Annotated in this window: 10 protein-coding genes; all 10 read left to right on the top strand. The window is 62.4% G+C overall.

All coding sequences use genetic code 11. The features are described 5' to 3' along the window. Nucleotides 1-46 precede the first annotated feature (46 nt). The 10 genes from yidC (at nucleotide 47) to EV686_RS00310 (ending at nucleotide 18,032) form a co-directional block, all read left to right on the top strand. Entirely contained in the window at nucleotides 47-1,729 is a 1,683-nt protein-coding gene (gene yidC / locus EV686_RS00355) for a membrane protein insertase YidC (RefSeq protein WP_132472329.1), read from the top strand. Nucleotides 1,730-1,811: 82 nt separating this feature from the next. Beyond that, a complete protein-coding gene (locus EV686_RS00350) occupies nucleotides 1,812-2,789 on the top strand; it encodes a GGDEF domain-containing protein (RefSeq protein ID WP_132472327.1) in 978 nt (325 codons plus the stop codon). Nucleotides 2,790-2,975: 186 nt separating this feature from the next. Next, nucleotides 2,976-3,737 carry an SDR family oxidoreductase gene (locus EV686_RS00345; protein WP_132472325.1) on the top strand — a complete coding sequence of 254 codons (762 nt, stop codon included), beginning with the start codon at nucleotides 2,976-2,978 and terminating at the stop codon, nucleotides 3,735-3,737. Nucleotides 3,738-3,749: 12 nt separating this feature from the next. Then, complete coding sequence (gene mnmE, locus EV686_RS00340; protein WP_132472323.1) at nucleotides 3,750-5,165, top strand: tRNA uridine-5-carboxymethylaminomethyl(34) synthesis GTPase MnmE; 1,416 nt, start codon at nucleotides 3,750-3,752, stop codon at nucleotides 5,163-5,165. A gap of 183 nt (nucleotides 5,166-5,348) precedes the next feature. Beyond that, nucleotides 5,349-6,539, top strand: a complete 1,191-nt coding sequence (locus tag EV686_RS00335) for a tyrosine-type recombinase/integrase (protein ID WP_132472321.1) — start codon at nucleotides 5,349-5,351, stop codon at nucleotides 6,537-6,539. A 210-nt stretch (nucleotides 6,540-6,749) separates the two neighbouring features. Further along, nucleotides 6,750-6,941, top strand: a complete 192-nt coding sequence (locus EV686_RS00330; protein WP_132472319.1) for a type II toxin -antitoxin system TacA 1-like antitoxin — start codon at nucleotides 6,750-6,752, stop codon at nucleotides 6,939-6,941. A 65-nt stretch (nucleotides 6,942-7,006) separates the two neighbouring features. Further along, nucleotides 7,007-9,925, top strand: coding sequence for a DEAD/DEAH box helicase (locus tag EV686_RS00325; RefSeq protein ID WP_132472317.1), 2,919 nt, complete (start codon nucleotides 7,007-7,009; stop codon nucleotides 9,923-9,925). After that, nucleotides 9,922-14,871: an Eco57I restriction-modification methylase domain-containing protein gene (locus tag EV686_RS00320; RefSeq protein WP_132472315.1), complete on the top strand. Its 4,950-nt coding sequence runs from the start codon at nucleotides 9,922-9,924 to the stop codon at nucleotides 14,869-14,871. The genes EV686_RS00325 and EV686_RS00320 overlap by 4 nt, the downstream gene beginning before the upstream one ends. Before the next feature lie 4 nt (nucleotides 14,872-14,875). After that, entirely contained in the window at nucleotides 14,876-16,156 is a 1,281-nt protein-coding gene (locus EV686_RS00315; protein WP_132472313.1) for a DUF4209 domain-containing protein, read from the top strand. Next, nucleotides 16,149-18,032, top strand: a complete 1,884-nt coding sequence (locus EV686_RS00310) for an ATP-binding protein (RefSeq protein ID WP_132472311.1) — start codon at nucleotides 16,149-16,151, stop codon at nucleotides 18,030-18,032. Before EV686_RS00315 ends, EV686_RS00310 begins: the two co-directional genes overlap by 8 nt.

Raw genomic sequence — 18,032 nt, 5'->3', positions numbered from 1 at the left:
ACTGATCGGCTTTTCCCGCTTCGCTTCTGCTTCTTGATAAGGCGCCATGGATATCCGACGCACCCTTCTCTGGATGATTCTCTCGTTTTCACTGCTGCTGCTGTGGAACAACTGGCAGGTCTACAACGGCAAGCCGTCTTTGTTCGGCGCGCCTGCCCAGACAACGGAAGAATCCGCCCCCGCACAAACCGCTGCCCCTTCGGACAATAGTATTCCTTCCGCAGCACCGGTCTCCACGCCTCCCACAAGCGCGCCCGAGCTGTCCCAGTCGGCTCCCGCCGCCACGGAAGCCAGCGAGAAAATCACCGTCGCCAGCGACGTGCTCAAGCTGACGTTCGACACCCAGGGCGCGCAGATCGTACGCGCCGAGCTGCCGAAGTTCGCCTCCGAGGACAACAAAGACCAGCCCATGGTGCTGCTGGACAACTCCGCCACATCGGTCTACCTTGCGCAGACCGGCATTGTCGGCGCCCCCCAGGGCCAGAGCTTCCCCACGCACCTGACGCCTTTCCGCCTGATTTCCCCATCGACGGAATTCACGGACGATACGCTGGACCTGGCCTTCGAGGCCCAGGCAGGCGGCCTGCGCGTGGTCAAGACCTATACCCTGCACCGCAACCGCTACGACATCACCGTGCGCCACGAGCTGCAAAACACCGGCGACACGGCGCTGAGTCCGGCGCTCTACCTGCAACTGACGCGCGACGGCCATGATCCGTCCAGCGGCTCCTATTTCTACAAGACCTTTACCGGCCCGGTCGTCTATTCGGAGCAGGACCGTTTCCAGAAGGTCGCCTTCTCCGACGTCGACAAGAACAAGGCCAGCTATATCCGCCAGACCAGCGACGGCTGGATCGGCATGGTGCAGCATTATTTCGCCAGCGCCTGGATCCCGACCCAGGGCGTCCAGCGCAACAACGAAATCCTGCGCATTTCCGACAATCTGTATGCCGTGCGCGCCATTGAATCCGCGGGCTCGCTCGCGCCCGGCGCCAGCACCACCCTCACCTCCAATCTGTGGGTCGGTCCGCAGGACCAGAAAGCCATGAGCGAGCTGGCCCCCGGCCTGGAACTGGTGGTCGACTACGGCTGGCTGACCATCATTTCCAAGCCGCTGTTCAAGCTGCTGACCTGGCTGCATTCCTTGCTGGGCAACTGGGGCTGGGCCATCGTCGTGCTGACCCTGCTGATCAAGGCGGTGTTCTATCCGCTGTCCGCCGCCAGCTACCGCTCCATGGCCAAGATGAAGCAGGTCACGCCCCGCATGCAGGCCTTGCGCGAGAAATTCGGCGACGACAAGGCCAAGCTGAACCAGGCCATGATGGAGATGTACCGCACCGAGAAGATCAATCCGCTGGGCGGCTGCCTGCCCATGGTGGTGCAGATCCCGGTGTTCATCGCGCTGTACTGGGTTCTGCTGGGCAGTGTGGAAATGCGCGGCGCCCCCTGGATCCTGTGGGTGCAGGACCTGTCGGTGCGCGATCCCTGGTTCATCCTGCCCGCCATCATGATGGCCACGATGTTCCTGCAGATCAAGCTGAACCCCACGCCTCCCGATCCCATGCAGGCGCGCATCATGATGATGATGCCCCTGATCTTCGGTGGCATGATGTTCTTCTTCCCCGCCGGCCTCGTACTGTACTGGTGCGTGAACAACGCCGTATCGATCGCGCAGCAGCGCTACATCATGAAAAAGCTGGACAAGGAAACGGCGGCGGCGGCGCGCTGACCCCGCTTCCAAAAGACCGCAGGTGCGCGTGGCGTTTGCGCACCTGTGTCCCAGGTGATCTGTTTTCAGGCCGGAACACTCCATGACCGACCCGTTGCACAGTCCGACCAATACAGGCAGCAGTACCGCGCCAACGCCGGAATTGCTGCAGCAATTGGGCCAGCGGATCTTGTCCAGCGACATGGCCCTGGCGATTTTCTCCCCGGAAGACACGCTGTATTTCGCGTCCGGGGAGTTTTGCCGACTGTACGGCATACAACCGGGCCGGCAGACCTTCGACAGCATGGTCCGGCACTGCTTCCATACGGGAGTCGGACCACGCTTCAATACGGATGACATCGACGCCTGGCTCGCGGATATACACTCCCTCCGCCGCAAGACGAACCGGCGACTGTTTGAAGCCGATTTCATCGATGGCCGCTGGATGCTGATCTCGGAATTCGTGCAAGACGACGGCTGGCTGGTGCTTTCGGCCACCGACATCACTCCCATCAAGACGGAAGAACAAACGCTTCGCCGTGCGCGCGACACCGCCATCATTGCATCCGAAACCGACCATCTCACCCGCTTGCTGAACCGCGGCGCCATCATGGCCCGCCTCGATGCACTGATCGTCAATCCGACAGCCGCGAACCAGCCCCTCCTGATCGCCCTGATGGATATCGACCATTTCAAATCCATCAACGACAATTTCGGCCATACCATCGGCGATGCCGTCCTGCAGCACTTCTGCGACACCATGCGGGCAACCGTCCGCGATTCCGACTGGCTCGGGCGTGTCGGAGGAGAAGAGTTTCTGCTGGTCATGCGTGATACGACGGAAGACCAGGCCAGGAAAATTCTGCTGCGGATGCGCGACTATCTGCAGCAGAATCCCTTCCAGAACCAGGAAGCCGAGATCTACTACACATTCTCCGCCGGCATCGCAAACTGGCAGGCGCAGCAGACGCTGTCGGACCTGTACAAAGCGGCGGACAGGGCGCTGTACGCGGCCAAGCTCGACGGTCGCAACCTTATCCGCCTGGCGAAGAGCGAAAACGTCGTCTCCAGCGCCGCCTGATACCCTCTCCCTCCCGCGCAGCCCTCGCGGGCAAATATTGACCGCGAACCCGGCCATCGCCTACAGTACCAGCCGGCTCGCCCGGATTGGAGACAATTCTTGCCGATGTGTGCCATCCCAGGCACTTCCTGTTCCGACATCCATGGCCGGACAGCCCCACACAACCTCTCTTCCATACTGACTACCATGACGACATCCTTCAAAAAAACCGCGTTGGTCACAGGTGCGGGCTCCGGCATCGGCAGGTCCGTTTCCCGGGCGCTTCTGGCTCATGGCTACAACGTCGTGCTGGCCGGCCGCCGCGAGGAGCAGCTGCGCGAAACCGCGCAAGCCTGCGATGTCTCGCCGGATTCCTGGCTCGCCGTCCCCACAGACGTCAGCCAGCCCGAATCCGTCGACAGGCTGTTCCAGGCCGTGCGCGACACCTATGGCCGCCTGGACCTGTTGTTCAACAACGCGGGCGTCTTCACCGCCAAGAAGTCGCTGGAAGAGATCGACCTCGACCACTGGCGCGCCTCGGTCGACGTCAACCTGACGGGCGCCTTCCTGTGCACGCGCGCCGCCTTCCTGATCATGAAAGACCAGAAACCGCAGGGCGGGCGCATCATCAATAACGGCTCCATTTCGGCGCACAGCCCCAGACCGAACTCCGCCGGCTATACCTCCACCAAGCACGCCATCACCGGCCTGACCAAATCCGCCTCGCTGGACGGCAGGAAATACAACATCGCCTGCGGCCAGATCGACATCGGCAACGCGGCGACAGACATGGCGCAAGCCATGAAGGGCGGCATCCTGCAGGCAGACGGCAGCATCCGGGTCGAGCCCACCATGTCCATCGAGGCCGTCGCCAACGCCATCCTGTACATGGACAGCCTGCCGCTGGACGCCAATGTGCAGTTCATGACGGTCATGGCCACCAATATGCCCTACATTGGCCGGGGCTGAGCCGACACCGCCATGTCCGCCTTCACCTCCGACGCCATCGTCGCCATCGCCACCGCCCCCGGCCGGGGCGGTATCGGCATCGTGCGCATTTCCGGGCCCGACCTGCTGCCCCTGGCGCAAGCCCTGCTGCCCATTACGCCGACGCCGCGCCATGCGCACTACACGCCGTTTCCCGACGCCGACGGCGCGCCGATCGACGAAGGCATCGCGCTGTACTTCCGCGCCCCGCATTCCTACACCGGCGAAGACGTGCTGGAGCTGCAGGGCCATGGCGGACCCGCGGTACTGCAGCGCCTGCTCAAGCGCTGCCTTGCCGTCGGCAAGGACTTCGGGCTGCGCCATGCCGAGCCCGGAGAGTTCACGCGCCGCGCCTTCCTGAATGATCGCCTGGACCTGGCGCAGGCCGAGGCCGTGGCCGACCTGATCGACGCCACGTCCGAAGCCGCGGCGCGCAGCGCCATGACCTCGCTCAGCGGCGAATTCTCGCGCAAGGTGAATGCGCTGGCCGACGGCATCGTGCACCTGCGCATGCTGGTGGAAGCCACGCTGGACTTCCCCGAAGAGGAAATCGAGTTCCTGGAGAAATACCAGGTCGGCCCCATGCTGGACGGCCTGTCCTCGCAGCTGGACGAACTGGTGCGCCAGGCGGGGCAGGGCATGATCCTGCGCGAGGGCCTGCACGTCGTGCTGGCGGGCCAGCCCAATGTGGGCAAGTCCAGCCTGCTCAACGCGCTGGCCGGCGACGACGTGGCCATCGTCACGCCCATCGCCGGCACGACCCGCGACCGCGTCATCCAGCAGATCCATATCGACGGCGTGCCACTGCACATCGTCGACACCGCGGGGCTGCGCGAAACTGAAGATACCGTGGAGCGCATCGGCATCGAACGCACCTGGGCGGAAATCGCCAGGGCCGACGTGATCCTGCACTTGCAGGACGCCCGCAGGCCGGAAGACACGCTGGACAGCGAGATCACCAGCCGGCTGCCCAGGGGCACGCCTGTGATTACGCTGTTCAACAAGTGCGATCTGCTGGAAGGGGCAGGAAAGAGCGATCCCGTTGTTTCACCAGGGCCCGACGGATCAGTTGGCGGCAAGTCGAATGCGCAGCCGCCATTGCGCCTGTGGATTTCCGCCAAGGCCGGCACCGGGCTGGATACACTGCGCCAGCGGCTGCTCGCCATCGCCGGCTGGATCCCCGGATCGGAATCCCCCTGGCTGGCGCGCGAGCGCCACGTGCAGGCTCTGAGAGAGGCTCAGGAACATCTGGATCTTGCGATGGGCCATGCCTCGCAGAGCGATCAGGTGCTGGATCTGTTCGCCGAGGAACTGCGCCTGGCGCATACGGCGCTGACTTCGATCACCGGAGAGTTCACCAGCGATGATCTGCTGGGGGAGATTTTCTCGCGGTTTTGCATCGGGAAGTGATTTGGTGTCCAGGGACGTCCACTGATGTCTGCAGAAACGGCTGAAAGCCTCGTAAATAAAGGGATTTTTGTCTGCTGAATGATTTGGTGATACAGTCAAAGCCACTTACTTTTATGTCCAAGTTTGGCTCCAAGTAGCCGAATTATTTCTTTTTTCCTCCTACTTGGACATACGGAGGATGAGATGGCACTGACCGATACCGCACTCAAGGCACTCAAGCCCAGGGACAAGACCTACACGGTCACCGACGACCGGGGGCTTTATGTGGAAGTGTTCCCGACCGGGGGCATCGTCTGGCGCTACCGTTACCGGCTGAACGGCAAGTACGAGAAGCTCACGCTGGGCAAATACCCCGCGCTGACGCTGAAGAACGCTCGCCTGAAACGGGATGAAGCGGCACAGCAAGTAGCAATGGGCGAATCGCCAGCAAAGAAGAAACAGCAAGCCAAGGTGGCTGGTGCAGAAGACGCCACCGTGGCCGACTTCGCCGAACGCTTCTTCAAGGACATCCAGTCGCGCGACCGCAAGGACGTGACCATGCCCCGGCGCTACCTGGAAAAGGACATCCTGCCGCACATCGGCAGCAAGCCGATCCGGGACATCACTGCCGAGGATGTGCGCAGCGTCATCTGGCGCAAGAAGGCGCAAGGTTTCGACGCCGCCACCGGCCAGGTGCGCGGGCTGCTCAAACGCATGTTCGACTACGCGCTGACCTGCGGCCTGATCCAGGCCAACCCGGTCATGGCCCTGCCGATGCGGCACGTCTACCGCGCAGCAGCCCGCGACCGGGCGCTGACGCCGAACGAAATCCGGCAGTTCCTGCGCGCCATGCAGGCCTCCAACATCCGCCGCCAGTTCAAGATCGCCTTCCAGTTGATCCTGATGACCCTGGTGCGCAAGTCCGAGTTGATGCTGGCGCAATGGAAAGACGTGCATCTGAACGAAGGCGAATGGCACATCCCGGTCGAGAACTCCAAGACCGGCAAGCCGCACATCGTCTACCTGTCCACCCAGGCACAGACCTTGTTCAAGGAACTCAAGCCGCTGGCCAGCAGCAGCGACTGGGTGTTGCCGGGACGCGGCACCCTGGCCAAGCCCTTCGCCAACAATGCGCTGAACCAGGCGCTGAAGGTGTCCTTGCAGGGGCAGGAGATCCCGGCCTTCACCATCCATGACCTTCGGCGCACTGCTTCGACCCTGTTGCATGAGCAGGGCTGGCCTTCGGATGTGGTGGAAAAAGCGCTAAATCACACCATCGGTGGAGTGCGCGGGGTCTACAACCGGGCGGAGTACGCCGAGCAGCGGCGGGAGATGTTGCAGGCGTGGTCGAACTACATCGACGGACTGGCACCGTCTGCCAATTTGGTGGTGTGAGTCCGTCCGGGACGCTGGTGGCCTTTTCCCTTTTTGGGTAGGGCCGTTGCCCCTTGATTGCCATTCCCTTTCGGCTAACTACCCTTGCCCCCTTTCGTAATAGACGTTACCCAACCGTCGAGTCGCATGTGTTTAACACATGGCACTTCCCGTGCCATGCAAAGTGCAGTACATTTGCAATGTAAATATGACTTGTCCAAAGGCCCTGCAATGACGCGCTTGAAGGTTGAAACACTCTCCATTCGAACGTCGCCAAACGTCAAACAACTGTTGCGTGCCGCAGCGGAACGTGAACACCGCTCCGTGGCCTCGATGGTGGAGGTGCTGGTGCTCGAATACGCACGCAAGCACGGATTACAGGTACCTGCGCAGGATGGACGGCCGTCGGAGTCGTCGGCGTGATGGGGTGTTCGTTGGCTTGCTTCCCTGTGTCCCGTCCATTCACCCGAGCGTAGCGTAGAAACTTCATGTCCCTTTCCCAGCCTCCCGCCCCCGGTTCCCGAGCCCTGATCCGCGACGAAGAATGGCTCGTCCAGCATGCCGATCAATGCGCCCAGGGTGGTTGGCAACTGTCCTGCATCGGTGTGTCGGAAACCGTGCGCAATCGCCACGTCCTGTTCCTGACGGCGCTTGATGACGTCACCCTAATCGACCCGGCACAGACCGAGCTGGTGTTTGACGACTCTCCCGGATTCATGGCCTCACGGCTGGCCATCGAAGCCCGCCTGCGCCAATCTGCCGTGCAGGGCGATGCCTTGGTGCTGGGGCAACAGGCCGTGATGGACACCTTGCCCTTCCAGCTCGACCCGGCCCACCATGTGCTACAGCAACTGCGACCACGCCTGCTCATTGCCGATACCGTCGGCCTGGGCAAGACCCTTGAAGCAGGCATCCTCAGCGCAGAACTGATCCGCCGCGGCCGTGCCCGGCGCATCCTCGTGGTCACCACCAAAAGCATGATGCGCCAGTTCCAGCAGGAATTCTGGAACCGCTTCACCATCGCCCTGACGCGCCTGGATTCGGCGGGCATCCAGCGCATCCGCCGCCAGATACCGGCTAACCATAACCCTTTCAGCTACTACGACCGCACCATCATCTCGGTCGATACGCTCAAACGCGACAGCGAATACCGCCACTACCTGGAAAGCGCGTGGTGGGATCTCATCATCATCGACGAGGCCCACAACGTCTCCTACAAGGGCAATCGCACCCAGAGCAACCGTCTGGCCGACCTGCTGGCCCAACGCTCCGACGCGCTCATCCTGCTCACCGCCACACCGCACAACGGCAAGAAGGAAAGCTTCGCCAGCCTGATGCGTATGCTCGACCCCACGGTGCTGCCACCCAGGGCCGACTACACCCGCAGCGACGTGGAACACCTGTTCATCCGCCGCTTCAAGAGCGACGTGCGCGAGCAGATGAAGCAGGATTTCCCCGAGCGCCAGGTCTTCAAGCTGGCCGCCCAGGCCAGCGCCGCCGAGAACCTCGCCTTCGATACCCTGACTGAACTCAGGCTCGCCAGCGATGGCAGCGGCGCGCGCGATGGCGCCATGCTGTTTCGCACCGTGCTGGAAAAGGCACTGTTCTCCTCGCCCGCCGCCTGCCTGCAAACGCTCAAGGAGCGCATCCGCCGCCTGGAAGCCTGCGATGCAGCGCATCCCGACCTGGCTCCGCTGCGTGATTTACAGACCCTTGTGCGGCAGATCGAACCCGCGCAGTTCAGCAAGCTGCAATATCTCATTGCCGAACTCAAGGACGACCCACACTGGCGCTGGGATGGCCGTGCCGCCGATGACCGCCTAGTGCTCTTCACCGAGCGCATCGAAACCCTGAAATTCCTGCAACAACACCTGCCTGCCGCGCTGGGCCTGAAGGCAGACGCTGTTGCCATCCTGCACGGCCAGTTGCCCGATCAGGACATCCAGCAGACGGTTGAGGATTTCGGCCGCAGCCATTCGCCGCTGCGCCTGCTCATTGCTTCCGATGTGGCTTCCGAAGGCCTGAACCTGCACTACCAGTCGCACCGGCTGATTCACTTCGACATCCCCTGGTCGCTGATGGTGTTCCAGCAGCGCAACGGCCGTGTGGACCGCTATGGCCAGACGCAAGCGCCCAAGATCGGCTATCTCTACACCCAGCCGCGCAACGAGCGGGTTCGTGGTGACCTGCGCTACCTGGAAATCCTCATCGAAAAGGACGAACAGGCCGCGAAGAACATTGGCGACCCTTCCGCCTTCATGGGTCTGTACGACGAAGACGCCGAAACTTTAGAAGTGGCCAAGGCCATCGAAGGCAACACCACCGCCGAAACTTTCGCCCAACAACTGGCAGGCGGCGATGTCGATCCCTTCGAACTGCTCTGGGGCGACGCCGCCAGCAGCGTGACGCCACCTGTAGGCGAACCTGCGCCCTCCACCGCGCCATCCCCCACCGCCATACTGCCCAGCCTGTTCGCCAGCCATTACCACTACGCCCGCGACGGCCTGCGCTGGCTGCGCCAGCACCAACCCGAGCAGCAACCTGCCGTGCAAGCCGACGACGCCACCCGTACCCTCAGCTTCCAGCCCGGGCGCGACCTGACGCAAATTCTGGAGCGCGACCTCGCCCCGGAAATGTGGCCTACCGACAATACTTTTGCGCTCTGCGCGGACACGCGCACGGTCGAGGCAGCCATCGCCCAATCCCGTGACGGCAGCGACTGGCCGCAACTGCACTACCTTTGGCCGCTGCACCCCATCGCCCAGTGGCTGGACTACAAGCTGATGGCCGCCTTCGGCCGCCAGCGCGCTCCGCTGCTGCGCGTGCCGCAAGGCCTGCAAGCGGGCGAAGCCATCATCCTGGTGCTGGCCCAGGTGCCCAACCGGCGCGGCCAGGCCATGCTGGCCGAATGGCTGGGCGTGCAACTTGATGCGCAAGGCCAGGTGCAGGGCGTGCTGAGCCTGCCCGATACTCTGCACCGCACAGGGTTGGACGGCAGCCAGAATCCGGCTCCGGCCAACGATGGCCGTGCCCCCGACAGCCGCCTATGGCAGCAAGCCCTGCCTGCCGCCATTCGCGCCGCCGAAGCGCATCTGCGCCCCATCAAGCGGGCATTCGATACCGACTGCCACCAGCGCCTGGAACGAGAGCTGGACAAACTCGCCGTCTTGCAAGGCAAGCACTTGGAACAGATGGAACTGGAACTGGCCCAGGGCGGCATCGAACAGGTCCGCGCCGCCCAGCGCCAGCAGCGTGAAAACGCCACCGCCGATCTGTTCGGCCAATACCAGCAATGGGTGCGCGACACCCTGCAACTGGACGACCGCGCCCAGTTCACCGTTGTTGCCGCCCTGGTTTCCCAACAGGACGCAGCACGACAGGACGTGGCGCAAGGAGCGGCCCAATGAGTTTCACCATCAACGGCTTGAGCAACGCTAACGAGTTCTACAGCCAGCACTACCTGGACGACATCCTGGTCAAGGATCTCAAGCCGCTGTTCGATCAGTGGAAGGAGCAGGGCGCGGGCAGCCCCGTCGCCCGCCTCCGAAGCGCCAGCGGTGCCAACGGCTATTTCCGCGACCGCGAGCGTTTTCTGGCCGAAAAACGCCCCGAAGCCCGCGCCCGGCTGCTGCATGAATTGGCCCAGCCGCTGCTGGCCGCGCTCGGCTACGAATTGCAGCCGCACACCCTAGCCCTGGCCGACTCCGGCCGCGAAGGTGAACTGCCCTTACTGGCGCTGTACCGCGATAGCAAGGGCCACCCGCTGCTGGCCATCGCCGCTGCGCTGGCCCTGCCGGGCGACGAAGACACCGCGCCGCTGCAACTGCCCCCGCGTGACGGCAAAGGCGCCAAGGCCGGCCGTCACCACGCGGACTGGGAAGAAACCCTGTCTCGCCGCCTGTTCGCCGACGACAGCCCGCCCCGCTGGGTACTGCTGGTTCACCACGAACAATGGTTGCTGATCGAGCGCGCCAAATGGGGTCGCAAGGCCCTGTTGCGCTTCGACTTGCCGGAACTGTTCGGCCCGCGCGACGACCACAGCCTGCGCGCCTTCGCCGCCCTGCTGGGCAAACAATCCGTGCTGCCTGCCGAAGGCGGCGCAGCCCTGCTCGACAGCCTGGACGACAGCTCCCACAAGCACGCCTTCGAGGTCTCCACCGACCTCAAGTACGCCCTGCGCGAGTGCATCGAACTGATCGCCAACGAGGCCATCCGCTACAAGCGCGAAGTCAGCAAGGAAAAGCTCTTTGAGCGCACCGACACCGACCTGGCCGACCAGCTCAGCCGCGAAAGCCTGCGCTACATGTACCGGCTGCTGTTCCTGTTCTACATCGAGGCCCGCCCCGAACTGGGCTATGCCCCGATCCAGGCCGAAGCCTATCTGAAGGGCTACAGCGTCGAGCACCTGCGCGAGCTGGAACAGACCCCGCTCACCACCGACGAAGCCCGCAACGGTTTCTACTTCCACGACAGCCTGCAACAACTGTTCGGCCTGATCTGGCAGGGCTTCCCGCGTCGTGATGCCACCGACCCACAACAGGATGTGCTCGCCCCCCCATCTGCTGCCGACCTCGTGCAGGACAGTGGCTTCACCATCGCTCCGCTGCAAGGCCACCTGTTCGACCCGGAACGCACCCGGCTGCTGAACAGCGTCAAGCTACGCAACCACGTCTTGCAACGCGTCATCGAGCTGATGTCGCTCTCGCGTGGCAGCAGCGGCAACGGTTTTTCCAAAAACAGCCGCCGTGGCCGCATCAGCTACGCCACCCTGGGCATCAACCAGCTCGGTGCCGTGTACGAGGCGCTGCTCTCCTTCCGCGGCTTCTTCGCCGAAGAAGACCTGTACGAAGTGCGCCGCGACCCCAAGGCCAAAAAAGCCAGCAGCACCGAAGACGACGAAGCCGAGCTCCCCGATGACAGCGACGCCACGGATGACGACGACACCCCGCCCGCCAGCGCCCGCGAAAAACACAAGGACGCCGAACTCGACCCGCTGGAAGCCGCCTATTTCGTACCCGCCAGTGCCATCGGCCAGTACACCGATGCCGAACGCCTGTTCGGCGGCGAACCCCGTCTGTATCCCAAGGGCCGCTTCATCTACCGCCTGGCTGGCCGCGCCCGCGAAAAATCCGCCAGCTACTACACCCCGGAAATCCTCACCCGTTGCCTGGTGGAACACGCCCTGCGCGAAATCCTGCCCGGCAAGTCCGCCGACGACATCCTGCGCCTGACCCTCTGCGAACCCGCCATGGGCAGCGCGGCCTTTCTGAACGAAGCCGTCAGCCAGCTTGCCGAAGTCTATTTGCAGGCCAAGCAGAAGGAGCTGGGCCAGAGCATTCCCCACGATGACTACGCGGCGGAAAAACAGCGCGTGAAGATGTATATCGCCGACACCAACGTGTTCGGCGTCGATCTCAACCCCGTGGCGGTGGAACTGGCCGAAGTCTCGCTCTGGCTCAACGCCATCTTCAAGGGCGGCCATGTGCCCTGGTTCGGCATGCAACTGGTGGCCGGCAATTCCCTGGTCGGCGCACGGCGAGACGTCTTCAGCACCGCGCAGCTTTCGCCTGGCCGGGGTGAGAAGGACATGCCCGAGCGCGACTGGCGCTGCGCTGCGCCACGCGCCCTCGCACTCTCGGAAACACCCTCCGCCACCGATATCTTCCACTTCCTGCTGCCCGCCGATGGTATGGGTGCAGTCACCGACAAGGTGGTCAAGGCACTGGAACCCTCCGCCTTCGAACGCTTCAAGCAATGGCGCAAAACCTTCACGGCTCCGCTGGAACGCAACGAAATCACCCGCTTGCAGGCCATCACCCAGGCCGCCGAAGCGCTCTGGCAACAGCACTCCCAGGAACTGGCCCGCGTGCGCCGTGCCACCAGCGACGAACTGCACGTCTGGCCCAGTACCGACGCCAACCGTACACCCACCACCACCGCGCAGAAGGACGCCACCTTCCAGCGCGAAATGCTCAGCGAGGCGCAGAAGAACGCCAGCCCCTACCGGCGCCTGAAACTGGTGATGGACTACTGGTGCGCACTCTGGTTCTGGCCGCTGGACGAGGCTGACGACCTGCCCAGCCGCGAGGAATGGTGGTTCGTGTTGGAAACCGTGCTGCTTGGTAATGCCAGCCTCGCCGCCAACCCAGGTGGCAGCGACCTGTTCCCGGAAACCGTCCCGCAATCCACGCTGGACTTCACCCCCGAACGCGACCGCTACGGTCACGTGGACATCGAAGCCTTAGTCGATACCTTGCCGCAACTGAAGGTGGCCCAACAGGTGGCCAAGCAGCAGCGTTTTTTGCACTGGGAACTGGAATTCGCCGACATCTTCCGGCAGCGCGGCGGTTTCGACGTGGTACTGGGCAACCCGCCCTGGATCAAGGTGGAATGGAACGAGCAAAGCCTGCTGTCGGACTTCGATCCGCGCTTTGCCATCCGCAAGCTCAGCGCCAAGCAGACCGCCGACCAGCGTGAGGCGGTGTTTGCCGCCACCGCACAGGCGCGGGCCGACTACCTGGCCGAATGCGTGGCTACCGAGGGTTTGGGCAAGTTTCTCAACGCGGTGCAGAACTATCCGTTGCTCAAGGGCCAGCAGAGCAATCTGTACAAGTGCTTTCTGCCGCTGGTGTGGCGCGTGGGCAGTGGTGTGCAGGCGCTGCTGCATCCGGAAGGGCCTTATGACGATCCGAAGGGTGGGGAGTTACGGGCGGCGCTGTATCCGCGTTTGCGGGCGCATTACCAATTCCAAAACGAGCTGTCGTTGTTTGCTGAAGTGGATCACCACATGAAATTCAGCATCAACATCTATGGCACAAGACAGGACGCCGTACATTTCCGCCAACTCGCCAATCTGTACGCACCGCAAACCGTACAGGCCAGCTTGGCCCACTCTAGCGCCGGTCCCGTGCCCGGAATCAAGCGTGACAAAGGAGGCTGGAACACCGAAGGCCACGCCCACCGCATCATCGAGGTGGACGCGGCCCTGCTCGCTACCTTCGCCAAGCTCTACGACGCTCCCGGCACGCCTGCCGTACAGGCACGCCTGCCCGCTGTGCACAGTCGAGAGCTGGTTTCGGTGCTGGAAAAGTTCGCCCGCGTCCCGCGCCGCCTGGGCGACCTGAAGGACAACTACTTCACGCTGGAAATGTGGCACGAAACCGGCGCACAGAAAGACGGCACCATCTGCCGCGAAACCGGCTTCGTCAGCCGCCCCGAGGACTTCGTTCTCTCCGGCCCGCACTTCTACGTCGGCAACCCGCTCAACAAGACCCCGCGTGCAGTCTGCACCCAGAACAGCCACTACGATGTGGTAGACCTCGAAACCCTACCCGACCACTACCTGCCGCGCAGCAACTACCGCCCGGCATGCAGCCCCGAAGAATACTCCCGCCGCGTGCCGCGTGTGAGTTGGGTGGAGGAAGGGGGGGACGAGGCGAAGCCGGTGACAGCGTATTACCGCCTCTTTTTCCGAAACATGCTTTCTCATAGTGGAGAAAGAACGTTGATATCAGCAATATTCCCTAAAGGGGTCGCAAATATTCACCCTGTTCAATGCGCTGTCATCAGATATGAGCAGGACTTGGTTGCTGCGGCTAGCATAACGTTCAGCCTTGTCGGTGATTTTTTTGTCAAAGCAACGGGAAAAGCCATGCTTTATGGAGCATGGACGCAATTGCCATATGTCGATAGTTCAGCCATAAGGTTGAGGGCTCTTGCGTCGTCGTGCCTCACCACCCACTACGCCGACCTCTGGCAGTCCTGCTGGCAACCCGAATTCACTCAAGACCGCTGGGCCAGCACCGACCCGCGCCTGCCTCTGGACTTCTTCGCTAACCTAACCCCGCAATGGCAGCTCCACAATGCCCTGCGCAGCGACTACGCCCGCCGCCAGGTGCTAGTGGAAACCGACGTCCTCGCCGCCCAGGCCCTGGGCCTGACGCTCGACGAACTGCTGACTATCTACCGCGTGCAGTTTCCCGTCATGCGCCAGTACGAACGCGACACCTGGTACGACGCCAACGGTCGCATCGTCTTCACCGCCAGCAAGGGCCTGGTCGGCGTCGGTCTGCCCCGCAAGGCCGCTCGCCGCGACCCCGAATGCACCGTCATCCACCCTGACGAAAAACGGGAAACCCGACGCCTCGGCTGGGAAGACATCCAGCCCAAGCGCCAGCCCGACGGCACCCTGCGCCCCCAAGTCCCTGACGGCACCGTCATCGAGCGCCTTATCACCGACACCAACCAACCCGGCGGCCCCATCGACCGTACGATCCGTTACGTCGCACCCTTCACCCTGGCAGACAGGGAATCGGATTACCGCATAGCGTGGGAATATTTCGAACGGAGGTAAGGAAATGAATGACTCCTGCAATATATCCACATCCAAATCGAATGTGAAGGAACCCATTGAATTGGAGTTACAGCGCATCGAGGAAGATTGCGTCCATTCTGGCAAGGCACAATTCAACGCGGGAGCGCGTTGGGCTTGCTATCACTACTGGCTGGGCATTCCTTCTGTCGTATTAAGTGCATTGGCTGGTGCCGCATTCCTTAAAAACCATGCAGACATTGCGGCTGGCCTCTCTACGTTTGCGGCAGTTTTCATGATCGCAAACAGCCTGTACGAAAAGGCGATACAAATCTATCGGGATGTCCCTCGGAAGATGCGGGCAGCCCATCGGGTCGAGGAACGCGTCGTGGAGTTGCGAGCACTACAGACCCAAACCGGCGAACAAACATTGACCGAGATGGGGGTAATACGCAGCCCCGGTGTCGACATCACTGAACTGATCGAACAAGCGCGCAAGGTCACCGCTTGCAAGGAGCCTATCGAAGCGCTCCATTCGCTCGCCAATATTCATCCTGGCGAACAGGTCGATAGATTGCGGGACAACGTGATTGAACGGATACAGCAGTTTCCGCTGCAATGGATATTCGCCAGCACGACCTACAGCCGTGATGGCAGGGTCATCGCCAAGCGCCCCGCAATGAACATGCTGGGCGCCGAGCTTTCCGAGAGCAATGAGAGAACCATCCAAGCCTCCATGATCCGTGACTATGGAATGTTTCTTGGCATCACGGTTCAGAGTGCCATTCTTCCCGCTCTGGAAGTCTTGCGGCAGGAGCATCGGCTACGGGAAGCCGATTTCGTCGAACTATCTCGGCATTCGCCGATCGTGCCGAATGGTCGGGCTATGTTGTTCGGGAAGGCGCTGTTTTCCGGCTATGACGGCGATTTCGTAACAGCGCTGCATCTGCTTGTTCCCCAGATCGAACATATGGTGCGCACCCATTTGAAGCAGACAGGAGCCCTGACGACGACGCTCGATGCCGAAGGGATAGAAACCGAAAATGGTCTGAGCACCCTTATGGCATTGCCAGAGACTGAGGACGTCTTTGGCAAGGATCTCGTGTTCGAATTCAAAGCGCTCTTCTGCGACCCGTTCGGCCACAACTTGCGCAATGAACTCGCTCACGGCTTGCTCGACGATGGAGATTGCCGATCCGCAGCTTCCATTTATGCATGGTGGCTGAGCTTGAAGCTGGTGTTCAATACATGGTGGAACACCCGGGCTGCCAGTGTTCAGGACGAGGAGAAGGTTGACAAGGAAGGCGAGGGAGAAAGCCATGCGTAGCGCCATCGATCTCTTCGAGGAACTCAACTCGGTCGATGAATCCACCCGTATCGAGGCCAAGCGCGCCAGCGAACTGGGCAAATCCGTGATGCAGACGGTCATCGCCTTCGCCAACGAGCCCGGGCTGGAAGGCGGCTACCTGCTGCTGGGCGCGGACTGGTTCGTCAACGACAAGGGCGATACGGTGTACCGGGCTGCCGGCCTGCCCGACCCCGACAAGGTGCAGCGCGACCTGGCCAGCCAGTGCGCGTCCATGCTCAATGTCGCCTTGCGGCCGGAGATGCAGACTGAGACCGTGGACGGCAAGACAGTGCTGGTGGTGTACGTACCCGAGGCCGATGTCACGCAGAAGCCGGTCTATCTCAAGGCTACCGGTTTGCCGCGCGGAGCCTATCGCCGCATCGGCTCCAGCGACCAGCATTGCGTGGATGAAGACCTGTGGGTGCTGCGCGGCGAAAGCCAGCCGCTACACGGGCCGGATTCCAGCATCCTGCCCGATGCCCGGTTGGACGACTTCGACCAGACAGCGGTGGCCGCCTATCGGCGCGAACGTGCCCGCATCAACCCCCAGGCTGAGGAGCTGGATTACGGCGACGAGGACCTGCTCGAAGCCCTGGGCGCGTTGCGCCGCGTGGACGGTCGATTGCAGCCAACGCTTGCTGGCATCGTGCTGTTCGGTAAGCCACTGGCGCTGCGCCGATTGTTGCCCATGGTGCGCATCGACTACATCCGCGTGCCCGGCAACGAATGGGTGGAAGACCCTGAAAACCGCTTCCAGTCCATCGACATCCGCAAGCCGCTGTTGCTAGCGTTGCCACAGGCCGAGGCTAGCATCATCGACGAGTTGCCCAAGGGCTTTCGTCTGCCCGAAGGGCAATTGCACAGCGTGCAGGAGCCGATCCTGCCGCGCAAGGTGATCCGCGAGGCGCTGGCCAATGCCGCCATGCACCGCAGCTACACCGTGCACAGCCCAACCCAGATCATCCGCTACAGCAACCGCATCGAAATCCGCAATGTCGGCTATTCGCTCAAGGAGCCCGCGCAGTTGGGTACGCCGGGCTCGCGCCTGCGCAACCCGGCAATTGCCGCCGTGCTGCACGACCTGCACCTGGCCGAAGCCAAGGGCACCGGCATCCGCGCCATGCGACGCCTGGCCGCCGAGGCGGGCTTGCCCTTGCCGGAATTTCACTCCGACCGGCAGGCCAACGAGTTCCGGCTCACCCTGTTCCTGCATAACCTGCTGACCGAGGACGACCATGCCTGGCTGCGTGATTTCGCCGGCCCGGCAGTCAGCGCCGACGAAGCCAAGGTGTTGATCTACGTTCGCGCCACGGGCGCGGTGGACAACACGGCCTGCCGGGATTTTTGCGGACTGGATACGCTGGCGGCTAGCCTGGTCCTACGCCGGCTGCGCGACCGGGGACTGCTGGAAAAGCAAGGTGCCGGCAGCCGCACCTACTACACCCTGTCGGCTTCCGAGCGCCAGGCAAGCGTCCATTCCGACCAGACTGAACTGCCGCTGGATGTTCCGCCCCATGCCGATACCCGTCACAGTCGCTCAGCCAAGCATGCCACCCAAACCGATGAAGCTTGCAACCTTGAGCTTGCAACCTTGCCGCCTGAGCTTGCAACCTTTCTTGCAACCCTGAAAGGACGCACAACGGAGGCCGCCCTGCGCGACGCTATTTGCCGCCTGTGCGACTGGAAGCCGCTGACGGTGGATCAGCTTGCAACCTTCCTGGGCAAAAGTCGGCAATATCTGCGTAACAAGCATCTGATTCCGATGGTGCGCGACGGCGAACTGCGCTTCCGTTACCCGGAAAGCGCCAAACACCCGCATCAGGCTTATGTGACGCCCAAAGCGGGGGATCTTTGA

It is taken from the genome of Paracandidimonas soli (assembly GCF_004342005.1).
In the GTDB taxonomy this organism is placed as follows: Bacteria; Pseudomonadota; Gammaproteobacteria; order Burkholderiales; family Burkholderiaceae_B; genus Paracandidimonas; species Paracandidimonas soli.
Note: the sequence above shows the minus strand (reverse complement) of the source record. Positions and strands in the feature narration are given on the sequence as shown.

Bases quoted from the DNA above. Each gene is read 5' to 3' on its own strand.
- yidC (WP_132472329.1), top strand. From the start codon at position 47: ATGGATATCCGACGCACCCTTCTCTGGATGATTCTCTCGTTTTCACTG.
- EV686_RS00350 (WP_132472327.1), top strand. From the start codon at position 1,812: ATGACCGACCCGTTGCACAGTCCGACCAATACAGGCAGCAGTACCGCG.
- EV686_RS00345 (WP_132472325.1), top strand. From the start codon at position 2,976: ATGACGACATCCTTCAAAAAAACCGCGTTGGTCACAGGTGCGGGCTCC.
- mnmE (WP_132472323.1), top strand. From the start codon at position 3,750: ATGTCCGCCTTCACCTCCGACGCCATCGTCGCCATCGCCACCGCCCCC.
- EV686_RS00335 (WP_132472321.1), top strand. From the start codon at position 5,349: ATGGCACTGACCGATACCGCACTCAAGGCACTCAAGCCCAGGGACAAG.
- EV686_RS00330 (WP_132472319.1), top strand. From the start codon at position 6,750: ATGACGCGCTTGAAGGTTGAAACACTCTCCATTCGAACGTCGCCAAAC.
- EV686_RS00325 (WP_132472317.1), top strand. From the start codon at position 7,007: ATGTCCCTTTCCCAGCCTCCCGCCCCCGGTTCCCGAGCCCTGATCCGC.
- EV686_RS00320 (WP_132472315.1), top strand. From the start codon at position 9,922: ATGAGTTTCACCATCAACGGCTTGAGCAACGCTAACGAGTTCTACAGC.
- EV686_RS00315 (WP_132472313.1), top strand. From the start codon at position 14,876: ATGAATGACTCCTGCAATATATCCACATCCAAATCGAATGTGAAGGAA.
- EV686_RS00310 (WP_132472311.1), top strand. From the start codon at position 16,149: ATGCGTAGCGCCATCGATCTCTTCGAGGAACTCAACTCGGTCGATGAA.